The following is a 22,278-nucleotide window of genomic DNA, read 5'->3' as shown; positions in this document are numbered from 1 at the left end:
GATGACCTTGCGCGTTGCGCTGCTGCTTCTACTTACCGGCCTTATGGCCGGTTGTGTTTCTTCAGGCTCCAGCGATCCGCTGCGTACGGCGAGCGGTCGCGAGCAGGCACGTGACGCCTACATCCAGCTTGGCATCGGTTATCTGCAGCAGGGTGAAGCCGCGCGGGCCAAGACGCCGTTACGTAAAGCGCTTGAGTTGGACCCCGCCAGTGCCGATGCAAACGCGGCGCTGGCGCTGGTGTTCCAGACCGAGATGGAATACAAGCTTGCCGACGAGCACTACCGCAAGGCGCTCGCCGGTGGCAACGATGCGCGGATCCTGAACAACTATGGCAGCTTTCTGTTCGAGCAGAAGCGTTACTCCGAAGCCATGGAGCGGTTCACCAGGGCTTCCGAAGACAATCTGTACGGTGAGCGCGCGCGCGTGTTTCAGAACATGGGTATGACTGCCTTGCAGTTGGGCCAGCGTGAGCAGGCCGAGACCTACTTCACCCGAGCGCTGCGCCTCGATAGCCGCCAACCGCTCGCACTGCTGGAACTTGCCATGCTGGCTTATGAGGCCAAGGACTATGTCCCGGCGAAGCGTTATTACGACGCTTTCAGCAGCCTCTCCGAGCAAAACGCTCGCAGCTTGTTGCTGGGTACTCGCTTGGCCAATATCCATCAGGACCGCAATCAGGCCGCCAGCCTCGGGCTGCAACTGCAGCGGCTGTATCCGGGTACGTCTGAATACCAACAGTTTCTTTCGGAGCAATGATGACCGCGCCACATCCTGAAGCAGCTGCCTCGACGGCTGCCAACCCTGGCGAGACGCTACGCGCCGCGCGTGAAGAGAAAGGCTTGGCAATTTCCGCGGTAGCTCAACAGCTCAATCTCACAGAGCGCTCTGTGAGCCAGATCGAAGCAGGTGATTTCAGCCGCCTGCCGGGTTTGACCTTTGCCCGTGGTTACGTGCGGGCCTATGCCAAGTTGTTGGAGTTGGACCAGAACCGCCTGGTAAACGAGTTCGACCACTTCACCGGTTCTGGCGCTGCGGCCAGCAATATCCACAGCCTTGGCCATATCGATGAGCCGGGTCGCCTGTCGCGTGGAGTGATGCGTTTTTTCGTTTTTGCACTGATCCTTGTCGTCGCCGGCGGGGCATTATTCTGGTGGCAGGATCAGTCCAGCCGCAGCCAGCCTGCTCCGGCCGTTACCACGCTCGACCAGATCGAGGTAGAAGCGGCGGACGGCACCACCGAAATACACCTGCTGGAGCGTGACGAGGAGCCGCTTGAGCTGGATCAGAGCGAGTCGCTCGATAGCCAGGCAGAAGGCGCGCCGGCCCAGGAGCAGCCCGAACCAGAGCAGCCGGGGCAGGCGCCAGCTGAAGAGGTAGAAGAGAACCTTGCTGCGCAGCAGCCCCCTGCTGTTGAACCCTCAGTGGCGGAAACCGAGACTGTTTCACCAACGCCAGAGCCGGCTCCAACCCCCGAACTTGCGTCGGGTGAAGGTCGTCTGACGCTGACCTTCACCGCTGACTGCTGGACGCGTGTAACCGATGCGGACGGTGAGGTGCTCTACAGCGCCTTGGCAAAGGCCGGCAGCAGCCGCACCCTGGTCGGCAAGACGCCGCTGGACCTGCATCTCGGCTTCGCGCCGGGTGCGCAGGTGAATTTCAACGGTGAAGCCGTCAATCTTTCTGCCATGACGCGTGGCCAGACTGCGCGTCTTAAGCTCGGACAGTAATCCATGCACTCTGAGTCCCCCATCAAGCGTCGACCTACTCGCAAGATCTGGGTAGGCAACGTGCCGGTCGGCGGTGATGCGCCCATCGCCGTGCAAAGCATGACCAATACCGAAACCTGCGACATCGAGGCGACCGTCGCGCAGATCCAGCGGCTCAAGGATGCCGGTGCCGATATCGTGCGTGTCTCGGTGCCCTCAATGGACGCCGCGGAAGCCTTCGGCAAAATCCGCCAGCGGGTGCAGTTGCCACTGGTGGCGGATATCCATTTCGACCACCAGATCGCCCTGCGTGTGGCTGAGCTGGGTGTCGACTGCCTGCGCATCAACCCCGGCAACATTGGCCGCGAGGATCGCGTGCGCGCCGTGGTCGATGCCGCTCGGGACCGGGGTATTCCGATTCGCATCGGTGTTAACGCCGGTTCGCTGGAAAAGGATCTGCAAAAGAAATATGGCGAACCGACGCCCGAGGCGCTGGTCGAGTCTGCGCTGCGTCATGTTGAGCACCTGGATCGCCTGAATTTTCCCGACTTCAAGGTCAGCGTGAAGGCCTCCGACGTGTTTATGGCCGTCGCCGCGTACCGTCTGCTGGCCAAGGAAATCGAGCAGCCCCTGCATCTGGGTATCACCGAAGCCGGCGGCCTGCGCTCGGGCACGGTTAAGTCGGCCGTGGGCTTGGGCATGTTGTTGGCCGAGGGCATCGGCGACACCATTCGCATTTCGCTCGCCGCCGATCCGGTTGAAGAGATCAAGGTCGGCTTCGATATTCTCAAGTCGCTGCGGCTGCGTTCTCGCGGTATCAACTTCATCGCCTGTCCGAGCTGCTCGCGGCAGAATTTCGATGTGGTGAAAACCATGAACGAGCTGGAGAATCGCGTCGAAGACCTGTTGGTGCCGATGGATGTGGCGGTGATCGGCTGCATCGTCAACGGCCCGGGTGAAGCCAAGGAGGCGCATATCGGCCTCACCGGCGGTACTCCCAACAATCTCGTCTATATCGACGGCAAGCCGGCACAGAAACTGACCAACGAAAACCTGGTGGATGAGCTGGAGCAGCTGATTCGCCGCAAGGCTGCCGAGAAAGCCGAGAGCGATGCGGCACTGATCCTGCGCAGCTGATTAAGGAACCGATTTGAGCAAGTCCCTGCAAGCCATTCGTGGCATGAACGATATCCTGCCGGCGCAAACACCGGTCTGGCGTTACCTGGAAAGTACCTTTGCGCAATTGCTCGACAGCTATGGATACAGCGAGATCCGGCTGCCCATCGTCGAGTACACCGAGCTGTTTGCTCGCGGCATCGGTGAAGGCACCGACGTGGTCGACAAGGAGATGTACACCTTCTTGGATCGCAACGAGGAATCCCTCACGCTGCGCCCGGAAGGCACCGCCAGTTGCGTGCGCGCCGTGCTGGAACATGGTCTGACCGGCGGCGGTCAGGTGCAGAAGCTCTGGTATACCGGGCCGATGTTTCGTTACGAGAAGCCGCAGAAGGGGCGCTACCGGCAGTTCCACCAGATCGGTGTGGAAGTCTTCAACCAACCCGGGCCCGATGTCGATGCAGAGCTGATCGTGCTTACGGCGCGGCTATGGAAGCAGCTTGGCATCGGCGATGCCGTAACCCTGCAACTCAACAGCCTGGGCTCCAGCGAAGCGCGTGCGACTTATCGCGATGCATTGGTGGCCTATCTGCAACAGCGTTTCGACCAGCTCGATGAAGACAGTCAGCGCCGCTTGACCACCAACCCGCTGCGCATCCTCGACAGCAAGAATGCACAGACTCAGGCCCTGTTGGTGGATGCGCCGACGCTCAGTGATTTCCTCGACGAAGACTCGCGAGTGCATTTCGAAGGGCTCAGGGCGCGGCTCGATGCGGTCGGCATCGCCTACGAGATCAACCCCAAGCTGGTGCGTGGCCTGGATTACTACGGCCGCACCGTGTTCGAGTGGGTTACCGACAAACTGGGCGCACAAGGCACCGTGTGTGCCGGTGGCCGCTATGACGGGCTGATCAGCCAGTTTGGCGGCAAGCCGACTCCTGGCGTCGGCTTTGCCATGGGCGTTGAGCGTCTGGTGTTGATGCTGGAGACCCTTGGGCAAGTCCCCGAGGAGCTGAACCAGCCGCCGCATGCCTATATCTGCGCCTTTGGCCAGCCGGCTGAACTCGCTGCACTGGCGCTGGCCGAGCGCATGCGTGATGAGTTGCCAGGCCTGCGTCTGCTGGTGAACGCCGGTGGTGGCAGCTTCAAGAGCCAGTTCAAGAAGGCCGACAAGAGCGGCGCGCGGTTTGCGCTGATTCTGGGTGAGGACGAACTGGCCGGTCGCGTGGTAGGTTGCAAGCCGCTGCGTGACGACAGTGAACAACAAAGTATTGCCTGGGATGCTCTGCCCGAGCGCCTGGCTGCCTGTCTGGCTTGATCGACAGGTTTGAATTCAGCGAATCAAAGGAGTAACAGCGTGGCCTCGGGTACAGACGAAGAACAACTCGAACAGATCAAGGAATGGTGGCAGCGCAACGGCATGCCGTTGCTGGCTGGTGCCGGACTGGCGCTGGTATTGGTGTTTGGCTGGCAGTTCTGGCAGAAGCACCAGGTCGATCAGGCGTATGCTGCATCGGCCATCTATCAGCAACTGCTGACCGCGGCTTTGTCTGACGCAGAGCCGGACATGGCGGAAGTCTCGCGTCTGGGACAGCGCCTGAAGAAGGATTTTTCCGGTACTCATTATGCGCAGTACGGCAGTCTTTTCGTGGCCAAGGTAGCCGTCGAGTCCGGCCGTCTCGACGAGGCGGCAGCTGAGCTGCAGAGCGTGCTGGACAAGCCTGCGGACAAGGTCCTCGAAGAACTTGCCCGCCAGCGCCTGGCCCGCGTGTTGTCTGCGCAGGAAAAGACCGATGCGGCGCTGACGCTTCTCGATGGCGAAGCGCCCAAGGCGTTCGTTGCCAGCCGCGAGGAGTTGCGCGGCGATCTGCTGGTCAAGCTCGAACGACTCGACGAGGCTCACGCCGCCTATGCCAAGGCGAAAGAGTCGCTGTCGCAGGATGCCGCCGTTGGTGGCTTGCAACTGAAACTGGATGACCTGGCTCGTGGAGAGGCGTGAATCGATGCGTTGGAAAACTGCAGCGCTGCTGACCCTGGCCGTCCTGGCGGTAGGGTGCAGCAGCAACGATAAGAAGGAACCGGGTCCGGCCGAACTGGTCAAGTTCGATGCTGAAATCGAGCTGAAGAGAGAGTGGAGTCGCTCGATCGGAAAGGGGCAGGGCGAGACCTACAATCTGCTCAAGCCTGTGGTCTACGGCAACGAAATCTTCGCTGCCGACGTGCGCGGCCTGGTCGTCGCCATGGACCGTCAGAGCGGCAAGGTGAATTGGAAGAAGAACCTCGACGTTCAGGTCTCCGGCGCTGTGGGCGCGGGTTATGGCCTGGTTCTGGTGGGTACTCTGCGCGGTGAAGTACTGGCGCTGGATGTCTCCAACGGTGAAGAGCGCTGGCGCAGCCAGGTCAGCAGTGAAGTGCTTGCCGCGCCTGCCGTGAATGGCGACGTGGTAGTGGTTCAGACCCAGGATGACCGTGTCATCGCGCTGGATATCGACAACGGTGAGCAGCGCTGGAGCTACGAGAGTTCTCCTGCGGTGCTGACGCTGCGTGGCACCGGCGCGCCGCTGCTGACCAACGAACTGGCGATTGCCGGACTCTCCAGCGGCAAGGTGGTAGCGCTGGATACCCGTCGTGGCCTGCCTGTCTGGGAACAGCGCGTGGCGATACCCCAGGGCCGTTCCGAGCTCGAGCGGGTGGTCGATATCGACGGTGGTCTGTTGCTGTCGGGTGGCGTGCTGTACGTGGCTACCTACCAGGGCCGCGCGGCTGCGCTGGACCTGAACAGCGGGCGGATACTCTGGCAGCGTGATGCTTCCACATCCTCAGGTGTCGCGCTGGGCTATGGCAGCGTCTACGTGAGCCAGGCTGATGGCTCGGTAGTGGGTATCGACGAGCGCTCGACCACCGTACTCTGGAGTAACGATGCGCTGGCGCGCCGCGAGCTCTCTGGTCCTTCGGTGTTTTCCAGCTACGTTGCGGTAGGTGACAAGGAAGGCTATCTGCACTTGCTGAGCCAGGTGGACGGCCGTTTCGTCGCTCGCACCCGCATCGACAGTGCCGGTCTGCGGGTGCGCCCGGTGGTCGAGGGTGACTGGCTGTACACTTATGGCAACGATGGCAAGCTGGTTGCGTTGACCATCCGCCAGCGGGACTGACGGCCAAACCGTTCGCACAGCAGGCGGTTTCTAACGCCTGCTTGTCGTTTCGCTCAGGCGGAACGCTGTAAATTCGGCCGCTGCCTTGCAGCGGCCTTCGTGTTTTCTGAAATATCGCAGTGGAGAGCCGCATGGTTCCCGTAATCGCCCTGGTGGGCCGCCCGAACGTTGGCAAGTCCACTCTGTTTAACCGTCTGACCAAAAGTCGTGACGCTATCGTTGCCGAATACGCCGGCCTGACCCGTGATCGCCAGTATGGTGAAGCCAAGTGGCAGGGGCGGACCTATATCGTCATCGATACCGGAGGCCTGACGGGCGACGAAGAGGGAATCGATGCCAAGATGGCCGAGCAGTCGCTGCAGGCCATGGAAGAAGCCGATGCGGTGATGTTTATCGTCGACGCCCGTACCGGGATGACGCCGGGTGATCAGATGATCGCCGAGCATCTGCGCAAGATGAACAAGCGTCATTTCCTGGTGGTGAACAAGGTCGACAGCATCGATCCGGACATCGCCCGCGCCGAGTTCAGTCCGCTGGGGCTTGGTGAAGCGCTGCCCATCGCTGCCGCTCACGGTCGCGGCATCAGTTACATGCTCGACCAGGTCCTGGGGGGCTTTCCCAAAGACAACGCCGCGCAAGAGGCAAGCGAGCAGGAAGACGAGAGCGCCACGGTCGCTGAAGGCGAAGAGCTCAAGCGCATTCCCGGCCCAAGCGAGAAGGATGGCATCAAGATCGCCATCATCGGCCGTCCCAACGTCGGCAAGTCGACGCTGGTCAACCGCATGCTTGGCGAAGAGCGCGTCATTGTGTACGACCAGGCTGGCACCACCCGCGACAGCATCTACATTCCGTTCGAGCGCGGTGATGAAAAGTACACCCTGATCGATACCGCGGGCGTGCGCCGTCGCGGCAAGATCTTCGAGGCGGTGGAAAAGTTCTCCGTGGTCAAGACGCTGCAGGCGATCCAGGACGCCAACGTGGTGATCTTCGTCATGGATGCCCGCGAGGGTGTGGTCGAGCACGACCTGAACCTGCTGGGCTTCGTACTCGACAGCGGCCGCGCGCTGGTGATTGCGCTGAACAAGTGGGACGGCATGGAGCCCAGCGAGCGCGATTACGTGAAGACCGAGCTGGAGCGCCGGCTGTTCTTCGTCGACTTCGCCGACATCCACTTCATTTCCGCCATGCATGGTACCGGCGTCGGTAATCTGTACAAGTCGGTCCAGGCTTCGTTCACGTCGGCTGTAACCCGCTGGCCCACCAGCCGCCTGACGCAGATTCTCGAAGATGCCGTGCGCGAGCATGCACCACCGATGGTATCGGGGCGTCGTATCAAGCTTCGCTATGCCCACCTGGGTGGCGCGAACCCGCCGATCATTGTGATTCACGGCAACCAGGTCGATGCAGTACCCAAGTCCTATTCGCGCTACCTCGAGAATACCTACCGACGCGTGCTCAAGCTGGTAGGTACGCCGATCCGTATCGAGTACAAGGGCGGTGAAAACCCCTACGAGGGCAAGAAGAACACCTTGACCGACCGCCAGGTGAACAAGAAGCGCCGGCTTATGTCGCACCACAAGAAGGCCGAGAAGAAGCGCCGGGACAAGAAATAGCCACAAGCCCGAGGCCATGAGCTGGAGTCGCCGCGGCGGCTCCGGTTCGTTCAGATGGAGTGAGCCCGATGATCACCAGCAAACTGCCCAATGTCGGCACCACCATCTTCACTACCATGTCTCAGCTTGCAGCCGAGACAGGGGCCATCAATCTTTCTCAGGGCTTCCCGGACTTCGACGGGCCGGATGAACTGCGTGAGGCGCTGGCGCGGGCTGTCATGGCCGGGCACAACCAGTACGCACCCATGGCCGGATTGCCGGCGCTGCGTGAACAGGTGGCGCTCAAAATCCAGTCGCTGTACCAGCGACAGGTGAGCGCCGACAGCGAAGTCACCATCACGCCGGGCGCGACCCAGGCGATCTTCTGTGCGATCCATGCCGTGATTCGAACCGGCGATGAAGTGATCGTCTTCGACCCTTGCTACGACAGCTACGAGCCGGCGGTGGAACTGGCGGGCGGTGTCTGTATTCATCAGCCGCTGAGCCAGCCGAATTTTTCCATTGATTGGCAGAAATTGGCTGATGCCATTACCCCGCGCACGCGGATGATCGTGCTCAATACGCCACACAATCCCAGCGGCGCGCTGATCGATAGGGCCGATCTGGAGCGACTTGCTGCGCTGATCCGTGATCGCGATATCTATCTGCTCAGCGACGAAGTCTATGAGCATCTGGTCTTCGACGGACACGAGCACGTCAGCGTGCTGCGCCATGAGGAGTTGTATCAGCGAGCCTTCGTGATCAGCTCTTTCGGCAAGACCTACCACGTCACCGGCTGGAAAACCGGCTATGTGGTGGCACCGCCGGCGCTTACTGCAGAGCTGCGCAAGGTGCATCAGTACGTCAGTTTCACCGGTGTTACACCGCTGCAATGGGCGCTGGCGGAGTTCATGGAAGCGCATCCGGAGCATGTCCGCGAGTTGCCGGGCTTCTATCAGGCCAAGCGTGATCTGTTCTGCGATCTGCTGTCCGGCTCGCGATTCGGCGTTAGCCGTGCTGCCGGCACTTACTTCCAGCTGGCTGATTATTCGGCGATCCGTCCCGATCTGGATGATGTGGCCATGGCTCAATGGTTGACTCGGGAGCATGGGGTGGCGAGCATCCCGATCTCGGTGTTTTACCAATCGCCGCCAGCGGATTTACGGCTGGTGCGTTTCTGTTTCGCCAAACGGGAGGAAACGCTGCGTCAGGCAGCAGCAAGGCTATGCGCGATCTGACTAATTTGCCCGATCTTCAACTGGCGCTGATCCAGACCACACTGACCTGGCAGGATGCTGCCGCCAACCGGGAGCATTTTGCCGGGCTGCTGGAGCAGGCCCACGGTGCCGACTTGGTGATCCTGCCGGAAATGTTCACCACCGGTTTTTCCATGAGTGCTTCGCGCCTGGCCGAGCCGGAAGAGGGGCCTACCTATGCCTGGTTGCGCGAACAGGCTGCACGCCTGGAAGGCGTGATCACCGGCAGTATCATTATCGAGGCGGCCGACGGCAGCTATCGCAATCGTCTGCTCTGGGCGCGCCCGGACGGTGAGATCCTGCATTACGACAAGCGTCATCTGTTCCGCATGGCTGGCGAGCACCAGCATTACACCGCCGGTGAGCAGCAGGCCGTATTTGAGCTGAAGGGTTGGCGCGTGCGCCCGTTGATCTGCTACGACCTGCGCTTCCCGGTGTGGAGTCGCGATGCCCACGGCACTGATTTGCTTTTCTATACGGCCAACTGGCCGGCGGCCCGGCGCGATGCCTGGAACCGCCTGCTGCCGGCGCGTGCCATCGAGAACCTGTGCTTCGTCGCGGGTATCAACCGCGTAGGCGAAGATGGCAAGGGGCATCCCTACAGTGGCGACAGCCAGGTACTGGACTATCTGGGCGACTCTCTGCTCCAAGCGGGCGAGGGCGATGGTGTTTTCCGCTGCACACTGAGCGCGCGAAATCTCGCGGCATTCCGCGAGCGTTTCCCGGCCTACCACGACGGCGACGATTTCGAACTGAAGGTTTGATTCGGCTGCGTACGGTGGAAACCGCAAAGCGTTTTCCACCGTTTCTTTCCATGTGTGAGGCCCCGAACCGGCTTATCGTCTGCTGCGACCTGTCAGCGCCTCGATCTGCCGGTCTTGCCTGCGTGCAAGGCCGATGACCGCAACAGCCGCCCCGACCAGAGCCATCAGCATATCGGACTGGGTATCCCAGGGATCGCCCTGGGTGCCAAGGAAGTCTTCGGCGCCCTGGCCGGCGATCAGTGCGACCCACCATTCGAGCATCTCGTAGAAGGCACTGAAGGCCAGTGCTACGCAGACCGACAGAAAGCCCAGCATCCGCCCACGCTTGAGAAAGCCCAGCCGCAGCAGAATCTCCCTTGTCAGCAGCGCCGGGACCAGGCCCTGCATAAAGTGCCCCAGCTTGTCGTAGGGGTTGCGTTGCAAGTCGAACAGGTCCTGCACCCAGAAGCCCAGGGGCACGCGTGCATAGGTGTATGCTCCGCCAAGGATCAGCACCAGCGCGTGGAATGCGATCAGCACATACAGCAGTCGAGTGAGCGGAAAACCGCGGTAACTCAGCACCAGCAGCGGCACGGCGATCAGCACCGGTGAGACTTCCAGCAGCCAGGTGGCGCGATCATAAGGTGCGATGCCGGAGGCAATGAGTGCCAGAAGTACGCTCAGGCCTAATACGCTGAAAAGCTGTTTATCCGTCATGGAAGAGTCTGCGGCCCTCAATGGAGTGCAGAGCATGCATGCCCGCATCCAGGCTGGCAATCAGCCGCGCCCTCCAGGCGTCGCAGCCGAGCGAGACACAGAGCGGCCACAGCTGCGCAGGTCCACGTCGCTTACGTAGCGGTTGGCGTTGCCCTGAATGCAGGCGATGCGCTGGTTGCGCCAGCGCTCCCAATCACTGACCGGGTACTGGCGATTCCAGATGTCGTACAGCCGCTGATCCTGGCGCGACAGGCGCAACTGGTAACGCTCGCTCATATACAGGTAGGTGCGGGCTATGGCGCCGCGGCTGTATTCCGGCGGCATCGCGGTGCGCTGCTTGAAATTGACCACGAACGGACAGGCGCCGTACTGGCTGGGCTTTTCGCTGAGCATGCCGAAACCGTAATTGCTGCGGTCGCCATTCACCTCGCCGACCACCGGCACCAGGTTATGCAGGTCGGCTTCGGCCTTGCTGAATACAGGGTCCTTGGAGGTGCACTGCTTGCGTCCGCCTTGTTGCCAGCACTGACGCTGATGACCGATCACCCACGCCGGAACGATATGTTCCCATTCGACTCGCTGGGCGCGCTTGGGCTGCTTGCGCGGGATATAGCCGCAGCTGTCGAGATCGATCCGATTGCCCTTGAAAGCGCAACCGCAATAAAAATCCACCGGGTGTTCGGCATAGATCGTCCAGGCGATCTTTTTGGCTTCACGGAAAGTACGTGGTGCATCGGCCTGAACCGAGGCGAGCGGAAGAAAAAACAGCAGAAGCAGGGCAAGTGGGCGCATGGGGATCTCGACGGCAAACTGAGAAATGCGTCCATGCAGAACCCGGGATGTTACTGCTGACTGATGAAATCATCAATTAAATCAATCGGTTGGCTTTTCTAGCTGTACATGAGCTCACGGATGATTCGCTCTCACCGGGCACAGAAGCCTGGCAACCCTTACGAGGCACTTGCGTGGCGGGCCTGGCCGTTGCGGCTGATCCACAGTGAAGCGAGGATCAGCGAGCCGCCTATCAGCAGCAGGTCAAAGCGGGTTTCGCTGCCCCAAACCAGGAAGTTGATGATCAGGCCGACGGGCACCGACAGGTTATTCATTACCGCCAGGGTGCCGGCATTCACCAGGGTCGCGCCCTTGTTCCAGCAGAACTGGCCGAGGGCCGTGGCCAGTACGCCCATCCAAAACAGTACGCCCCATTGGGTGGAGGTTGTTGGCAGCCGCTCGGGGTCGCCCAGCACCAGCCAGGCCGGCAGGACCACCAGCAAAGCGCCGATAAAGAAATAGCCGAAGCGACGGTGCAGCGGTATCTGTGATTGATAGCGCGCCGCCAGGTGCTTGTATCCAACCTGGCCGGCGGCGAAGGTGAAGTTGGCCAGCTGCAGCAGCAGGAAACCGCCGAGGAAGTCGCTGCTGAGGTCGTCATAGCGGATTAGCCCCGCGCCGAATACCGCGACGGCCGCCGCCAGAAGCGCCCAGGGGTTGAAGCGTCGGTTCAGCACATCGTCGATCAGCGCCACGTGCAGCGGTGTCAGCACGGTAAACAGCAGAACCTCGGCCACCGTCAGCACATTGAAGCTCAGATACAGGCACAGATAGGTGACGCCGAACTGCAGCATGCCGACCACCGTCACCCCGGCGATGAAACCAGGTGCCACGCCGCGCCAGCGCGTCATGGGAAGGAAGATCAGCCCGGCCAACAGCACGCGTGTCAGTACGGCGAAATAGCTGTCCACCGCGCCGGCCAGATATACCCCGATCAGGTTGAACGAAACCGCCCACAGCAGCGTGACGAATAACAGGTAAGGCATGCCGGCTCCCCAAGCGAAGGCCGGCGATCTTAACAGGTCGCTGGACATCCAGCGGTATCGACGTTAGCGACAGGGCTTCGTACCGCGGGGGCGAGCACGCCCGATTCACGCAATTGCGCTGCAAGCAGAGAACGACTGTAAGAAGTCGTTCTCTCAGCTTCAGTCTTCGATCTCTTCGTCATGCTCGTGGTCGGGTTCCGGATGGTCATCCATGCGCGGGTCCGGATCGACGCCGGTGGGATTCTGATAGCCGTGGGCAGAGTCGTCATCCATCTGCTGCTGTTGTTGAGCGTCATCGTCTGAAGAGGTTTCAGGCGCGTGTTGATGGGCGAAGGCTGCGCCTGTCGCCAGTAACGCGACAAGGGTAAAGGCGGGGGCTGAGATGTGCATGGTCTGTCCTCACTAAGGGGGCTTGCGCATTGAGTTCGACCCGCCCCCAGCTTCGGCGTTCATGGACCATGGTCGTTATGCCTGAACTTGCAAGGCATCAGAGGGTCCCCTTTAAGCGAAGCGCAAGGTGATAACCAGGCGCTTGATTTATCAGAAGCTGTAATACGCAGCGGGAGCAGAGCCTGCGTGGAGGTGGCTTGATCGTGTGAGCTACCCAACGGCTGCCAACGGAAGGAAAGAGTTGCGTGCAAATCAACCGCGTCAGTGCCAGTGACATCGACAAACAGCACTATGAATTGGTAGTTATCGGATCGGGCTTCGGCTCCTCCTTCTTCCTCAACGAAGCTCTGAAGCATATCCAGGGCCGAGCCCTGATTATCGAGTGGGGCGACTTTCACTCCTGGGACTGGCAGATCCAGAACCAGCAAAGCTCGCTGATCCTGCCTGAGTCGACCTACGACAACCCCGGCGAAAAGCCCTGGAATACCACCATCGCCCTGGGTGGCGGCATGAACTGCTGGTTTTCGCAGACGCCGCGCCTGCACCCCAGCGACTTCGCCACCCGCAGCCTGTACGGCGTCGCCCACGACTGGCCGCTGAGCTACGACGACCTCGAGCCTTACTACTGCCAGGCCGAGCAGATCATGTCGATTGCCGGTGATCCGGACATGGCCAGGGTGCTGCCACGTAGCCAGCCATTCCCGCAGCCGCCGCACAAGGGCTCGACCATCGATATGCTGATGAAGGAGGCGATGCCCGACCATCACTTCATCATGCCCACCGGACGTGCGCGGGTGGCCACCGGTACGCGTGGTGTCTGCTGTGCCAATGCCACCTGCAACCTGTGTCCGGTCAATGCCAAGTTCACCGCGGAGAATGGCTTCGCAGATCTCTTCATCCATCCCCAAGTGGACGTTTGCCTGAAGACCGAGGTGCGCACGCTGGAGTACGAAGGCAACAGCATCAAGGCGGCCGCTCTGCGTGGCGAGGAGGGCGAATTCCGCGTGTACGGCGATGTGTTCGTGCTCGGAGCCAACGCCATCCAGAGCCCGGCCATCCTGCTGCGCTCGGATCTCGATCACGGTGACACTGGCAGAGGCCTGCACGAGCAGGTGGGCGCCAACGTCGAAGTCTTCCTCGACGGCCTGGGAAATTTTGACGGCAGTACCATCACCACCGGCCTGAACTACGCGCTCTATGACGGTGAGTTTCGCAAGGATCACTCGGCCTGCCTGGTGTATTTCGAGAACCGTTGGCCCTACGGGCTGAGGCCAGAGCCGGGGCGCTGGAATCAGCTGTTGCCGCTGATGGTGGTGACCGAAGATTTGCCCAATCCCGACAGCCGAGTGCTGATCGACCCGGCCACAGGCGATGCGGTCATCGATTACAAGGGAGAGTCGGACTACGGCCTCAAGGGCGTGCAGTACGGCCTCGACAACCTGGAAAAGCTGCTGGCGCCGCTACCGGTCGAGTCGATCCATTACCGCGAGAAGCGTTTGACCGAATCCCACGTGCAGGGAACGTTACGCATGGGCCAGGCCGACGACGGCTCGGTGGTCGATGGACGGATGCTCCATCACCGCATGCGCAATCTGGTGGTGGTCGGCACCGCGACCTATCCGAGCTGTTCACCTGCCAACCCCAGCCTGACAGCCGCTGCGCTGTCGATTCGTGCCGCCAACCTGCTTTATGGCTAAGGAGCCCCGATGAAACGGCGTACTTTCATGCTCGCCTCAACTGCCGCGCTTGGTCTGGTGGCGCTGGGTGCGGGCGCCTGGGTCTATGAAGATCGACAAGTGTTCATCCCCGAACTACTGAAGAAAATGGTGGGTAATTTCAGGATGGATGCCGAGGACGAGCGCAAGTTCGTCGACGCCCTGGCCGCGCAATATGGGGAGGAAAAGCTCGTGGCGCTGATGGGGCTGTACAAGATTCGCCAGCAGACCGGCGTCGGTACGCCCTATACCGACCCCAGGGTGGACAAGTTCGAGCGCGGACTGCTGAGCGATTTCATGGTTTCCACCGACTTTCTGCGTCATCAGAAATCCAACCCGAAGGTGACGTTCCTTGGCTACCGCCTGCCGTGCAGCAACCCCTATGCGCGTTTCGATGGCCTGACATAGATCCCGCGAGCTTTCGGCACGCTGCCAGCGAAGCGTTGCTCGATGGCGGCCGATGTAGCAGGACGCTGCGTCGTTGAACGATTGACCGTTGGCCGCGCTCTATTCACAGGCAGATACATTTTTCATTGCATGTAACCAAGGAGCTGGGCCATGGCAATTTTTCCTTCGCGTGCCTGCATTTCTCTCGCTGCAGTCGTTGCCTGCCTGCCGGCGTTGAGCCAGGCGGACCTGTACTCCCTGAAGATCGAGAACGATGTCATCGCCAGCGGCAGTGACGGCCACTACACCAACGGATTCGAGCTGATGCGCTCGTTCAAGCCGCAGGCCGATCACTGGTCCGTGCGCTTTGCCGAGGCCATGCCAGGCTGGCGCGCGCAGGAAGTGGACAATATTGCCTACCGTTTCGGCCACCAGATCTACACCCCCAACGAGATCGAGGAGCCGGAGCTGATCGAGGACGACCGGCCTTACGCTGGACTACTGTTCGCCGGCGTGTCGATGTTCGCCGACAACCAGCACCAGGGCTGGCGCGAAACCAGTGGTTTGCACCTGGATGTGGGCATTGTTGGCCCGGCTGCCGGCGGCAAGAAGATTCAGCGCTGGGGCCATGACGCCACCGACAGCGACGAGCCCAAGGGCTGGGATAACCAGCTGCGCAACGAGCCCTTCGTCAATCTCGGCTACCAGAAACGCTGGTGGCTGCAGCACAATCTGGCCGGCCTGGACCTGGAATACGGGCCAAGCGCGGGGCTTGCTCTGGGCAATCTCTACAGCTACGGCTCTGCAGGGCTAGGCATCCGCCTCGGCCAGGGTCTGTCACGCAGCTTCAGCATCCCGGCGGTGGCGCCGGCGCAGAGCGGCAGTATGTTTTTCGACCAGGGCGGCGGTTTCGCCTGGAGCTTGTTCGCCAACCTGGAAGGCCGTTACATGGCCCACAACATGCTGCTGGAGGGCAACACGTTCAAAAACAGCCACTCGGTGGACAGCCGAGAGTGGGTCGGTGATGCCAAGGTGGGCATCGCCCTGACCTGGAACGAGTGGCAACTGGCCTTCGCCAGCGTTTGGCGCACCCATGAGTTCCAGACCCAGGACGAGCACGACCAGTTCGGTTCGCTGACCATCTCGGCCTGGTTCTAGAAAACAGTCACCGGATTACCCTTGCAGGGCTAGGCCGTGCAAGGGAAACGGCTTTCGCGGCATGGCGCTTGTACGAGGCGTGTCTACTTCTTCACCCATTTGCCGTTGACCTGAACGATTTGCCCGGCAGGTGTTTTTTCGATGGCTTTCTTGCCGGCAATAGCTTCCACGTCGCTAACGCTGATGCCGTTCTTTTGCGCCACACGGTGATATTCCGCTCGGCGCGCCTGGTTGATCTGACTCGCAATGGCTTCAGCCTGGCCGCCTGGCTGCACCACACCCAGGTAGCCGTCCGGCTTCTCGCCGAGCTGGCCGCTGGCCTTGGCCTGACCCAGGGCGGACATGGCTTCGTTGAGGGACATAGCGGCGACGGGCAACGCCAGGCACAGCGCCATCAGCAGGGAACCGAGTTTCAGAGAAAATTTCATGGCACTTCCTTCCAGGCTGTCAGAACAGGCCGCTGTCTTCGTTGATGATGGCATCGAGCTGCTTGTCGACCCGGATATAGATCTCGTGCTCGATCTTCACGTTGAGATTGATGTTGATCGGCTCGTTGGGCACCGCCAGTTCAACCCTTGGGGTGCAGGCGCTGGTCAGCAGCGTCAGAGCCAGAATGCTGATGGGGTAGTGCAAGCGCATGTGGATTTCTCCTGAGCAGGGTGCCGATACAGTGCCTTATCTCAGGCGCTCCTGCACGCGCCGTTGGATGGTTTCGCTAACGCGGTCGGATAATTGCAGGCTGGTCAGCAGGGCCGGAACGTCTTCTTCCAGATTGACCGACAGGTTTACCGGGCGGCCGCCTTCGAGCGCCGGGTTGTGGCCATGCAGGCGCAGGCCGAGATTCAGCGTGCCGTTCGTGGCGTAGCGTACCTCGCTGGTCAGCAGATCGTAGTGAAAGTCATCCAGCGCTTCGGCGACCAGACGCATCGCCGGATTGGATTGGCCCAGCGCCTGGATCTTCGCCGAGCGAAAGCGCAGGACGCCGCCAGGCTCGCGTGCTTGGAGAGTGCCCTGTTCGATGCTCAGGCCCTGCTCGCTGCGTTGGGCTTGCAGCTCGCCGTCAATCACGCCAGTGCCAGACAGCCCCTCGGCGGGGTAGGCCTCAAACAGCGCTGGCAATTGCAGGCCCCGCAGATGGGCATTGAGGCGCTGCCTGTCCGCACCCAGATCGGCTGTGCCCGGATCCAGCCAGAGCCTGCCGCCCATCACCTGGGCTTCGGCGGTGGTCCAGTCGAGGCGACCCTGCTGCAGCTGCTGAACATTGGCGTTATATTCACCCTGCACCAGCAGCGGCCCGAAGCTGAACCCGGGGTTGGCCTGCTGCACCTTCAGTTCCGGTACTTCCAAGCGCAGGCGATCGCGCTGCAGGCCGAGCTTCAGTTCGGCATCCAGACCGCTTACTTCCGTGCGGTCGAAGATGCCGCCCACGCCTTTTGCAATGAGCGTTGCCGTGAGATTGGGCGGGTTGTCGCCGAGCAGCTCGACATGCCCCTGCGCCTGAATACGACCGGTTGTCAGCTCCAGTGTCTGCGGCCAGTCAGCCAGCGTGGCGGCGAGCGGATTGCCGGCGCGCAGGAACAGCTCCGCGAGTTTGGCGTCGATACGCGTCCGGTTGTCAGCCCAGTTATGTCGCAGCGCCAATGCCAGCGCGAGTCCGGCTTCGTTGGTCAGCGGCCCTTCGAGGGCAATGCCTTGCTGGTCGCCGTCCAGGCTAGAATGCCAGCGCCAGCCCTGCGGACGCAGCGAGGCCTGGCGCAACAAGCCGGCCTCGATCAGTGGCGCTCCAGTGGCGTGCAGCTGATTGTCGGCAAGATTTGCCTCGATGTTTACGCCTGCTAGCCCAAGGACCAGTTTTTCCAGTGTCAGCTCGGCGCTGGTCAGACTGTCGAGGATGATTGTCGAGCCTTCGGTCAGTGCAAGAGTGGCGAGCTGAGGTGACGCCCGACCTTGGAAATGCAGATCGGCGGCCAGGCCGCTGGCGTCCAGCTCAGGCAGTCGCCGGCCTTGTAGTTGCAGTCGTCCCTGTTCGATGGACAGTCCATAGGGTGGAGCAGTATTGAGCAGCAGTTGTGCTTGCAGCGTGCCGGCTGCCGGGCCTTCGGTCAGAAGCTGGATCTGAAGCGGCAATGTTGAGGAGCTGGCCTGTGCTGGGCCGGGAGTTGCAACAAGCTGGAGCCCTTGTGGGCGCAGTGATTGCGGTAATGCTGCGAGCAGGTCGGCCGCGGGTTCCAGGTGCAGATTGGCGGCCAGTTCGGTGGGCAGCCATGTGCCTTGCTTGGCTCTGGCGGCCAGATCCAGTTGGCCGTGCACCAGACCGATTTCCGGTAGCGGCCAGGGGGAGGGGAGATGGGTCGAGAGCTTGAGGTCGCCTGTCATGGTTTTCCAGGCCTCAAGCGGGTCCGAGGTATCCAGCTTGAGCGACCAGGCGGCGCCAAGGCGCATTTGCTCGGGCAGCTCGGGGAGCGTCGGTGGCTGGAAGTCCAGCCAGTTATCTAGCCAGGCAAGCAGCCAGGGTGCTTCCGGTAGTTCACTCAAGGCCAGGCTACCGTTCCACAGAGTGGAGTCGCTTTGAGGCGACCAGCGATTGAGCAGGCTCAGGCGCTGCTTGCCGTCGAGTTGCACTTGCAGATCCAGGTGAGTGTCAGGGCCTTCCTCATGCGCGTCGGCCAACAGCGTGAGGTTGTGCGAATCGTGTCGTAGGCGCAGCTCCACTGTTGCCGGTAGTGCTTGCTCCCCGGTGTGTTGCCAGCGCAGTGAGCCTTGCTCGCTACAGGCGCCGCTGGGGCAGGGCAGGTTGAGGTAGAAGGAGGCCACTTCGCCCTGCCGGGGAATCCAGGCGAGCCAATCTTGCATTTGTCGAAGGGCCGGCTGAGTCGGCGGCGTTTCATCGCCGGATGGCAGATCGGGCTGTGCTGCACGCTGCCAATCAACCTGAAGCTGATTGATATGCAGCGAGCGCAAGGGCAGTGGGCGCCACCAGGTGTCTGGGCTTAACCGCAGGTCATCGACTTTCAGCGTCAGCCGTTTCTCGGTGGTCTGCCGAATCAGACTGATGTGCTGTAGAAAAAGCCCGTCGGCCGATAACCGCCATCCCTGGATTTCGAGCGCGGCAATACCCTGTTCGCGCTTGAAAGCTTGCCACTGGTAGCCGGCATAGAGGCCGGCGCCGAGCACAATTGCAAGTGAGATAGAGGCAGCCAGAATGAGAGTGGTGCGCCGCTTGGCCATGGTCGTTTCCCTGGTCGAGACCGCCACAGCATAAGCTGCGCGTCGCCTGCTTGCGATCCGTCAGACGCCGCCTGACGAAGCGAGTAGCTGAAGACAAAAAAGTTCCGTAAAAAGGTCTGCGAGGCGTCTGTGGCGGGCATTTTGGAGGTAGTGCGCCAAACTTGTGCACATTCCTGTAGCCGGCATTGTCAAGCACTTATGACAAACTGTGGTAAACCCTATATCGCCATAGATAAATAATAACTTGTTGAAAAATAAGGGTTTTTTCTTCTGGCGAAAAAACCGCCAGTTTGACCGCAGGCCTGTAACCATCGGCGCTGGAGGAAACTGCTACCGCTTTGTTCACAGAGTTATCCACAGGTTCTGTGGATTAAATTTTTATACGTTCTACTTCACTTTTTATCGGGAAAAGTCAGGCAATGGCCCTCGACTTGCAGGGTCTTTGTCTGGGCTACGTACAGGCTTAACCTCGATGGGCAAGAAGCGCTATCACGACGGCTATACTGTCCGGCAATTCTGCGGGAGCACCCATGTCAGTCGATCCTTTCTATCTGCTTGCCGGGCTTGCTTCGGTTTGTATTGCGCTGGGCGTACTTGCGGGCCTGCTGCAACGTCGGCTTACCCGGAGCCGAGCCGATCTCGCCTTGCTTGAGGAGCGCTTGAAACAGGCAGCCTTGGCCCAGGAAGGGCTGAGTGCCCAACTGGAAACCAGCCGCTTGGAGCAGGCCGACCTGATGGAGTCTCGCGCCGCCTTGCAGTCCGAGTTGGCCGCCCTGCGGCGCGAGGCGGAGTGGCTGCAGAAACAGCGTTTGGAAAGCCAAGAAAACCTGGATGACCTGCAGGCCGAACGAGATGCCCTGCGGGATGAACTGCGTGCGCTGAGCGCAGCTCATGCCAGTGTTAGTGCTGAGCTGAACGAGCAGCGCAAAGCTCACGAGCAGCGCCTGGCGGACCTTCAGGGAGCCCGAGACGATCTGCGTGCGCAGTTCGCTGAACTGGCCGGCAAGATTTTTGAGGAGCGTGAGCTGCGCTTCGCTGAAAGCAGCCACGAGCGCCTGGGGCAGCTGCTCGATCCGCTAAAAGAGCGTATCCAGTCATTCGAGAAACGGGTCGAGGAGAGCTACCAGCACGAGGCGCGTGAGCGCTTCTCCCTGGCACGCGAGCTGGAGCGTCTGCAGCAGCTCAACCAGCGTCTGGGTGATGAGGCAACCAATCTCACCCGGGCCTTGCAGGGGCAGAAAACTCAGGGCAACTGGGGCGAACTGATCCTTGAGCGCGTGCTTGAGCATGCGGGGTTGGAAAAAGGCCGCGAATATCACACTCAGGTCAGTCTGAAGAGTGCAGATGGCGAGCGTTTCCAGCCGGACGTCCTGATTCATCTACCAGGCGACAAGCACGTGGTGGTGGATGCCAAGGTCAGCCTGAATGCCTATCAGGCGTTCAACAGCGCGGAGGACGATGGCAACCGCGCGCAGGCACTCAAGCAGCATGTGCTATCGCTGCGTAATCACCTGAAGGGGCTTTCGCTGAAGGATTACCAGCGTCTGGAGGGGCTGCAGAGTCTGGATTTCGTGCTGTTGTTCGTTCCCATCGAGGCCGCCTTTGCAGCGGCTTTGCAGGCCGACCCGGAATTATTCCAGGAGGCCTGGAGCAAACACATCGTGATCGTCAGCCCGACCACGCTGCTGGCGACGCTGCGGGTGATCGACAGCCTTTGGCGTCAGGAGCGGCAGAGCCAGAATGCCCGAGAAATCGCCGAGCGGGCTGGGGCCCTTTACGACAAGTTCGTCGCCTTCATTCAGGATCTGGACGAGATTGGCAGTCGCCTGCAGCAGCTGGACAGGGCCTATCTGGGCGCACGCAACAAGCTAACCGATGGTCGCGGCAATCTGGTCGGGCGTGCCGAGCAGCTCAAGTCCCTGGGCGCCCGTGCCAGCAAACATGTGCCGTCCGAGTGGCTGGAGCGGGCGGGCGCGGAGGATGGCTAGCCTCGTCTGGAGAGGTCGTCTGCTAAACCAGCAGCAGGATCGCCGAGCCAGCCAGCAGCCCGGCTGCCATGAAGGGGAGCGTGAGCAGCGCCATGGCGCGACCACCAATCAGGCCGATCAGCGCCGCCTTGACCAGGCTATTGCTCAAAGCCGCGAGGAAAATGCCGCGTATCGCAACCTCCTCGCTGAGTTCGGTACGGGCGCTGTTGGCAAGTGACAGCGTGATGGCGTCCACATCGGTCAGCCCGGAAATCAACGAAACCACATAGACACCGGTATCGCCGAACAGCTGTTGAGCGCCCTCGACCAGAAATACGATCGCCACCAGCAGAGCAGCAAATCGCATGGCAGGACCGAGCTCGAAGGGGTTCTTCAGCGGCGGCTCGGTAGTGGCTTCAGGTAGTTGAGCGGCGCGAAGGTAGTAGAAAAGCGCACCGGCAGCGTAGATCAGTCCGGCGCCTAGCAACGGGGCGATCAGCGGCTGCAGCAGCGTGCGATTGACCAGGCCGACTTCCAGCAGTATCCGTGGAAACATCAGTGCCGAGGTTGCCAGCAGCCCGGCGGCGAGGGCAGGGCGCAGCCTCGGCGAATCCAGGCGGGCGAGGGTCAGGGTCATGGCCGTAGACGAGACGATGCCGCCGAGCAATGCGGTAACCATCAGTCCGTGGCGGGTGCCCAGCAGGCGGATGGCCACATAGGCGGCGAAGCCGATCCCGGCGATCAGCACCACCATCCACCAGGTGGTATAGGGATTGAATGCCTGCCAGGGGCCATAGCCCTGGTCGGGCAATGCCGGCAATAGCACCACGGAAATGAACAGCAGTTTCAGCGCGCCGCTCAACTCGGCTTCGCTGAGTTTGCGCAGGGCAGCATGCAGGCGCGCCTTGAGGCTCAGCAGCAGGGCTACCACCACCGCGATAGATGCCGCCAGGATGCGGCTTTCCGCCACCGCCAGACTGCCTAGCAGAAAGGTCAGCAGCAGTGCCACTTCGGTGGTCATGCCGTGATCGGCGCTGATGCGGGATTCGACGACGTAGCCGGCGATCACCAGCAGCGCCAGGACGATGAACATCGCTATCCAGGCCGCCGCACCGAAGTGCCCCGCACTCAAGGCGGCCAGCCCGCCGAATAGACCGCTGAGGCCGAAGGTGCGCATCCCGGCCAGCTCTTCGGCACTGTTCTCGCGGCCACTCCAGCTGCGCTCCGTGCCGATCAGCAGGCCCACGCCCAAGGCAGTAGCGAGGTTTAACAGCAGCTCGAGAGTCATGAGGGCAGAACCTGGGCTTTTTGCCGTATCCCGCTGATACGGCAG

Annotated in this window: 21 protein-coding genes; 13 read left to right on the top strand and 8 right to left on the bottom strand. The window is 61.2% G+C overall.

Features of this window, described 5'->3' with window-relative positions:
- The first annotated feature begins 1 nt into the window (after window position 1).
- From pilW to BN1079_RS06345, 9 genes are all read left to right on the top strand, one after another.
- The gene (gene pilW, locus BN1079_RS06385) at window positions 2-757 is read left to right on the top strand and encodes a type IV pilus biogenesis/stability protein PilW (RefSeq protein ID WP_037023122.1); all 756 of its coding nucleotides are present in this window, start codon (window positions 2-4) and stop codon (window positions 755-757) included.
- Window positions 757-1,728 (top strand): RodZ domain-containing protein, encoded by a 972-nt coding sequence (locus BN1079_RS06380; RefSeq protein WP_037023120.1) that lies wholly within the window; start codon window positions 757-759, stop codon window positions 1,726-1,728. Before pilW ends, BN1079_RS06380 begins: the two co-directional genes overlap by 1 nt.
- A 3-nt stretch (window positions 1,729-1,731) precedes the next feature.
- Window positions 1,732-2,844 carry a flavodoxin-dependent (E)-4-hydroxy-3-methylbut-2-enyl-diphosphate synthase gene (ispG, locus tag BN1079_RS06375; protein ID WP_037023118.1) on the top strand — a complete coding sequence of 371 codons (1,113 nt, stop codon included), beginning with the start codon at window positions 1,732-1,734 and terminating at the stop codon, window positions 2,842-2,844.
- 13 nt (window positions 2,845-2,857) lie between these two features.
- The gene (gene hisS, locus BN1079_RS06370) at window positions 2,858-4,141 is read left to right on the top strand and encodes a histidine--tRNA ligase (RefSeq protein WP_037023115.1); all 1,284 of its coding nucleotides are present in this window, start codon (window positions 2,858-2,860) and stop codon (window positions 4,139-4,141) included.
- Between the two features lie 39 nt (window positions 4,142-4,180).
- Complete coding sequence (locus BN1079_RS06365) at window positions 4,181-4,822, top strand: YfgM family protein (protein ID WP_037023114.1); 642 nt, start codon at window positions 4,181-4,183, stop codon at window positions 4,820-4,822.
- A 4-nt stretch (window positions 4,823-4,826) separates the two neighbouring features.
- The gene (gene bamB, locus BN1079_RS06360) at window positions 4,827-5,975 is read left to right on the top strand and encodes an outer membrane protein assembly factor BamB (protein ID WP_037026657.1); all 1,149 of its coding nucleotides are present in this window, start codon (window positions 4,827-4,829) and stop codon (window positions 5,973-5,975) included.
- A gap of 131 nt (window positions 5,976-6,106) precedes the next feature.
- Window positions 6,107-7,588, top strand: a complete 1,482-nt coding sequence (der, locus tag BN1079_RS06355) for a ribosome biogenesis GTPase Der (protein ID WP_037023113.1) — start codon at window positions 6,107-6,109, stop codon at window positions 7,586-7,588.
- A 68-nt stretch (window positions 7,589-7,656) separates the two neighbouring features.
- Window positions 7,657-8,805, top strand: coding sequence for a pyridoxal phosphate-dependent aminotransferase (locus tag BN1079_RS06350; RefSeq protein ID WP_037023111.1), 1,149 nt, complete (start codon window positions 7,657-7,659; stop codon window positions 8,803-8,805).
- Window positions 8,793-9,587, top strand: coding sequence for an amidohydrolase (locus BN1079_RS06345; RefSeq protein ID WP_037023109.1), 795 nt, complete (start codon window positions 8,793-8,795; stop codon window positions 9,585-9,587). Before BN1079_RS06350 ends, BN1079_RS06345 begins: the two co-directional genes overlap by 13 nt.
- 72 nt (window positions 9,588-9,659) lie before the next feature.
- Here BN1079_RS06345 and BN1079_RS06340 read toward each other — a convergent pair whose 3' ends face one another.
- The 4 genes from BN1079_RS06340 to BN1079_RS06325 all read right to left on the bottom strand — a co-directional run bounded on the left by BN1079_RS06340 (window position 9,660) and on the right by BN1079_RS06325 (window position 12,490).
- Window positions 9,660-10,319 (bottom strand): DUF2238 domain-containing protein, encoded by a 660-nt coding sequence (locus BN1079_RS06340; protein ID WP_414860254.1) that lies wholly within the window; start codon window positions 10,317-10,319, stop codon window positions 9,660-9,662.
- Window positions 10,320-10,343: 24 nt separating this feature from the next.
- Complete coding sequence (locus BN1079_RS06335) at window positions 10,344-11,075, bottom strand: endonuclease (protein ID WP_037023106.1); 732 nt, start codon at window positions 11,073-11,075, stop codon at window positions 10,344-10,346.
- Window positions 11,076-11,233: 158 nt separating this feature from the next.
- Window positions 11,234-12,100, bottom strand: a complete 867-nt coding sequence (locus BN1079_RS06330) for a carboxylate/amino acid/amine transporter (protein ID WP_037023104.1) — start codon at window positions 12,098-12,100, stop codon at window positions 11,234-11,236.
- 159 nt (window positions 12,101-12,259) lie between these two features.
- Entirely contained in the window at window positions 12,260-12,490 is a 231-nt protein-coding gene (locus BN1079_RS06325) for a hypothetical protein (protein WP_037023101.1), read from the bottom strand.
- Between the two features lie 245 nt (window positions 12,491-12,735).
- On the opposite strand from BN1079_RS06325, the gene BN1079_RS06320 reads away from it, so the two are divergent.
- From BN1079_RS06320 to BN1079_RS06310, 3 genes are all read left to right on the top strand, one after another.
- Window positions 12,736-14,187 (top strand): GMC oxidoreductase, encoded by a 1,452-nt coding sequence (locus BN1079_RS06320; protein ID WP_052114439.1) that lies wholly within the window; start codon window positions 12,736-12,738, stop codon window positions 14,185-14,187.
- A gap of 9 nt (window positions 14,188-14,196) precedes the next feature.
- On the top strand, window positions 14,197-14,613 hold the full coding sequence (locus tag BN1079_RS06315) for a hypothetical protein (protein WP_037023100.1): 417 nt from the start codon (window positions 14,197-14,199) through the stop codon (window positions 14,611-14,613).
- 150 nt (window positions 14,614-14,763) lie between these two features.
- Window positions 14,764-15,750 carry a lipid A deacylase LpxR family protein gene (locus BN1079_RS06310; RefSeq protein WP_037023098.1) on the top strand — a complete coding sequence of 329 codons (987 nt, stop codon included), beginning with the start codon at window positions 14,764-14,766 and terminating at the stop codon, window positions 15,748-15,750.
- Between the two features lie 83 nt (window positions 15,751-15,833).
- Here BN1079_RS06310 and BN1079_RS06305 read toward each other — a convergent pair whose 3' ends face one another.
- The 3 genes from BN1079_RS06305 to BN1079_RS06295 are packed head-to-tail and all read right to left on the bottom strand — an operon-like array spanning window position 15,834 to window position 18,978.
- A complete protein-coding gene (locus BN1079_RS06305; RefSeq protein WP_037023096.1) occupies window positions 15,834-16,178 on the bottom strand; it encodes a YdbL family probable chaperone protein in 345 nt (114 codons plus the stop codon).
- A gap of 19 nt (window positions 16,179-16,197) precedes the next feature.
- Entirely contained in the window at window positions 16,198-16,389 is a 192-nt protein-coding gene (locus BN1079_RS06300; RefSeq protein WP_037023095.1) for a YnbE family lipoprotein, read from the bottom strand.
- A 36-nt stretch (window positions 16,390-16,425) separates the two neighbouring features.
- Entirely contained in the window at window positions 16,426-18,978 is a 2,553-nt protein-coding gene (locus BN1079_RS06295; RefSeq protein ID WP_037023093.1) for an intermembrane phospholipid transport YdbH family protein, read from the bottom strand.
- A 530-nt stretch (window positions 18,979-19,508) separates the two neighbouring features.
- Between BN1079_RS06295 and BN1079_RS06290 the strand changes: the two genes are divergently transcribed.
- A complete protein-coding gene (locus BN1079_RS06290; RefSeq protein WP_037023091.1) occupies window positions 19,509-20,966 on the top strand; it encodes a DNA recombination protein RmuC in 1,458 nt (485 codons plus the stop codon).
- 22 nt (window positions 20,967-20,988) lie between these two features.
- On the opposite strand, the gene BN1079_RS06285 is transcribed toward BN1079_RS06290, so the two are convergent.
- Complete coding sequence (locus BN1079_RS06285) at window positions 20,989-22,233, bottom strand: MgtC/SapB family protein (protein WP_037023088.1); 1,245 nt, start codon at window positions 22,231-22,233, stop codon at window positions 20,989-20,991.
- Window positions 22,234-22,278: the final 45 nt, after the last annotated feature.

It is taken from the genome of Pseudomonas saudiphocaensis (assembly GCF_000756775.1).
GTDB lineage: Bacteria > Pseudomonadota > Gammaproteobacteria > Pseudomonadales > Pseudomonadaceae > Stutzerimonas > Stutzerimonas saudiphocaensis.
Note: the sequence above shows the minus strand (reverse complement) of the source record. Positions and strands in the feature narration are given on the sequence as shown.

What these genes read in the sequence shown, in the direction of transcription:
- BN1079_RS06305 (WP_037023096.1), bottom strand. Translation starts at nt 16,178, where the DNA reads ATGAAATTTTCTCTGAAACTCGGTTCCCTGCTGATGGCGCTGTGCCTG.
- BN1079_RS06325 (WP_037023101.1), bottom strand. Translation starts at nt 12,490, where the DNA reads ATGCACATCTCAGCCCCCGCCTTTACCCTTGTCGCGTTACTGGCGACA.
- BN1079_RS06290 (WP_037023091.1), top strand. Translation starts at nt 19,509, where the DNA reads ATGTCAGTCGATCCTTTCTATCTGCTTGCCGGGCTTGCTTCGGTTTGT.
- BN1079_RS06330 (WP_037023104.1), bottom strand. Translation starts at nt 12,100, where the DNA reads ATGCCTTACCTGTTATTCGTCACGCTGCTGTGGGCGGTTTCGTTCAAC.
- BN1079_RS06315 (WP_037023100.1), top strand. Translation starts at nt 14,197, where the DNA reads ATGAAACGGCGTACTTTCATGCTCGCCTCAACTGCCGCGCTTGGTCTG.
- der (WP_037023113.1), top strand. Translation starts at nt 6,107, where the DNA reads ATGGTTCCCGTAATCGCCCTGGTGGGCCGCCCGAACGTTGGCAAGTCC.
- BN1079_RS06340 (WP_414860254.1), bottom strand. Translation starts at nt 10,319, where the DNA reads ATGCTCTGCACTCCATTGAGGGCCGCAGACTCTTCCATGACGGATAAA.
- BN1079_RS06335 (WP_037023106.1), bottom strand. Translation starts at nt 11,075, where the DNA reads ATGCGCCCACTTGCCCTGCTTCTGCTGTTTTTTCTTCCGCTCGCCTCG.
- BN1079_RS06350 (WP_037023111.1), top strand. Translation starts at nt 7,657, where the DNA reads ATGATCACCAGCAAACTGCCCAATGTCGGCACCACCATCTTCACTACC.
- BN1079_RS06295 (WP_037023093.1), bottom strand. Translation starts at nt 18,978, where the DNA reads ATGGCCAAGCGGCGCACCACTCTCATTCTGGCTGCCTCTATCTCACTT.
- pilW (WP_037023122.1), top strand. Translation starts at nt 2, where the DNA reads ATGACCTTGCGCGTTGCGCTGCTGCTTCTACTTACCGGCCTTATGGCC.
- BN1079_RS06285 (WP_037023088.1), bottom strand. Translation starts at nt 22,233, where the DNA reads ATGACTCTCGAGCTGCTGTTAAACCTCGCTACTGCCTTGGGCGTGGGC.
- ispG (WP_037023118.1), top strand. Translation starts at nt 1,732, where the DNA reads ATGCACTCTGAGTCCCCCATCAAGCGTCGACCTACTCGCAAGATCTGG.
- BN1079_RS06345 (WP_037023109.1), top strand. Translation starts at nt 8,793, where the DNA reads ATGCGCGATCTGACTAATTTGCCCGATCTTCAACTGGCGCTGATCCAG.
- bamB (WP_037026657.1), top strand. Translation starts at nt 4,827, where the DNA reads ATGCGTTGGAAAACTGCAGCGCTGCTGACCCTGGCCGTCCTGGCGGTA.
- BN1079_RS06310 (WP_037023098.1), top strand. Translation starts at nt 14,764, where the DNA reads ATGGCAATTTTTCCTTCGCGTGCCTGCATTTCTCTCGCTGCAGTCGTT.
- BN1079_RS06300 (WP_037023095.1), bottom strand. Translation starts at nt 16,389, where the DNA reads ATGCGCTTGCACTACCCCATCAGCATTCTGGCTCTGACGCTGCTGACC.
- BN1079_RS06380 (WP_037023120.1), top strand. Translation starts at nt 757, where the DNA reads ATGACCGCGCCACATCCTGAAGCAGCTGCCTCGACGGCTGCCAACCCT.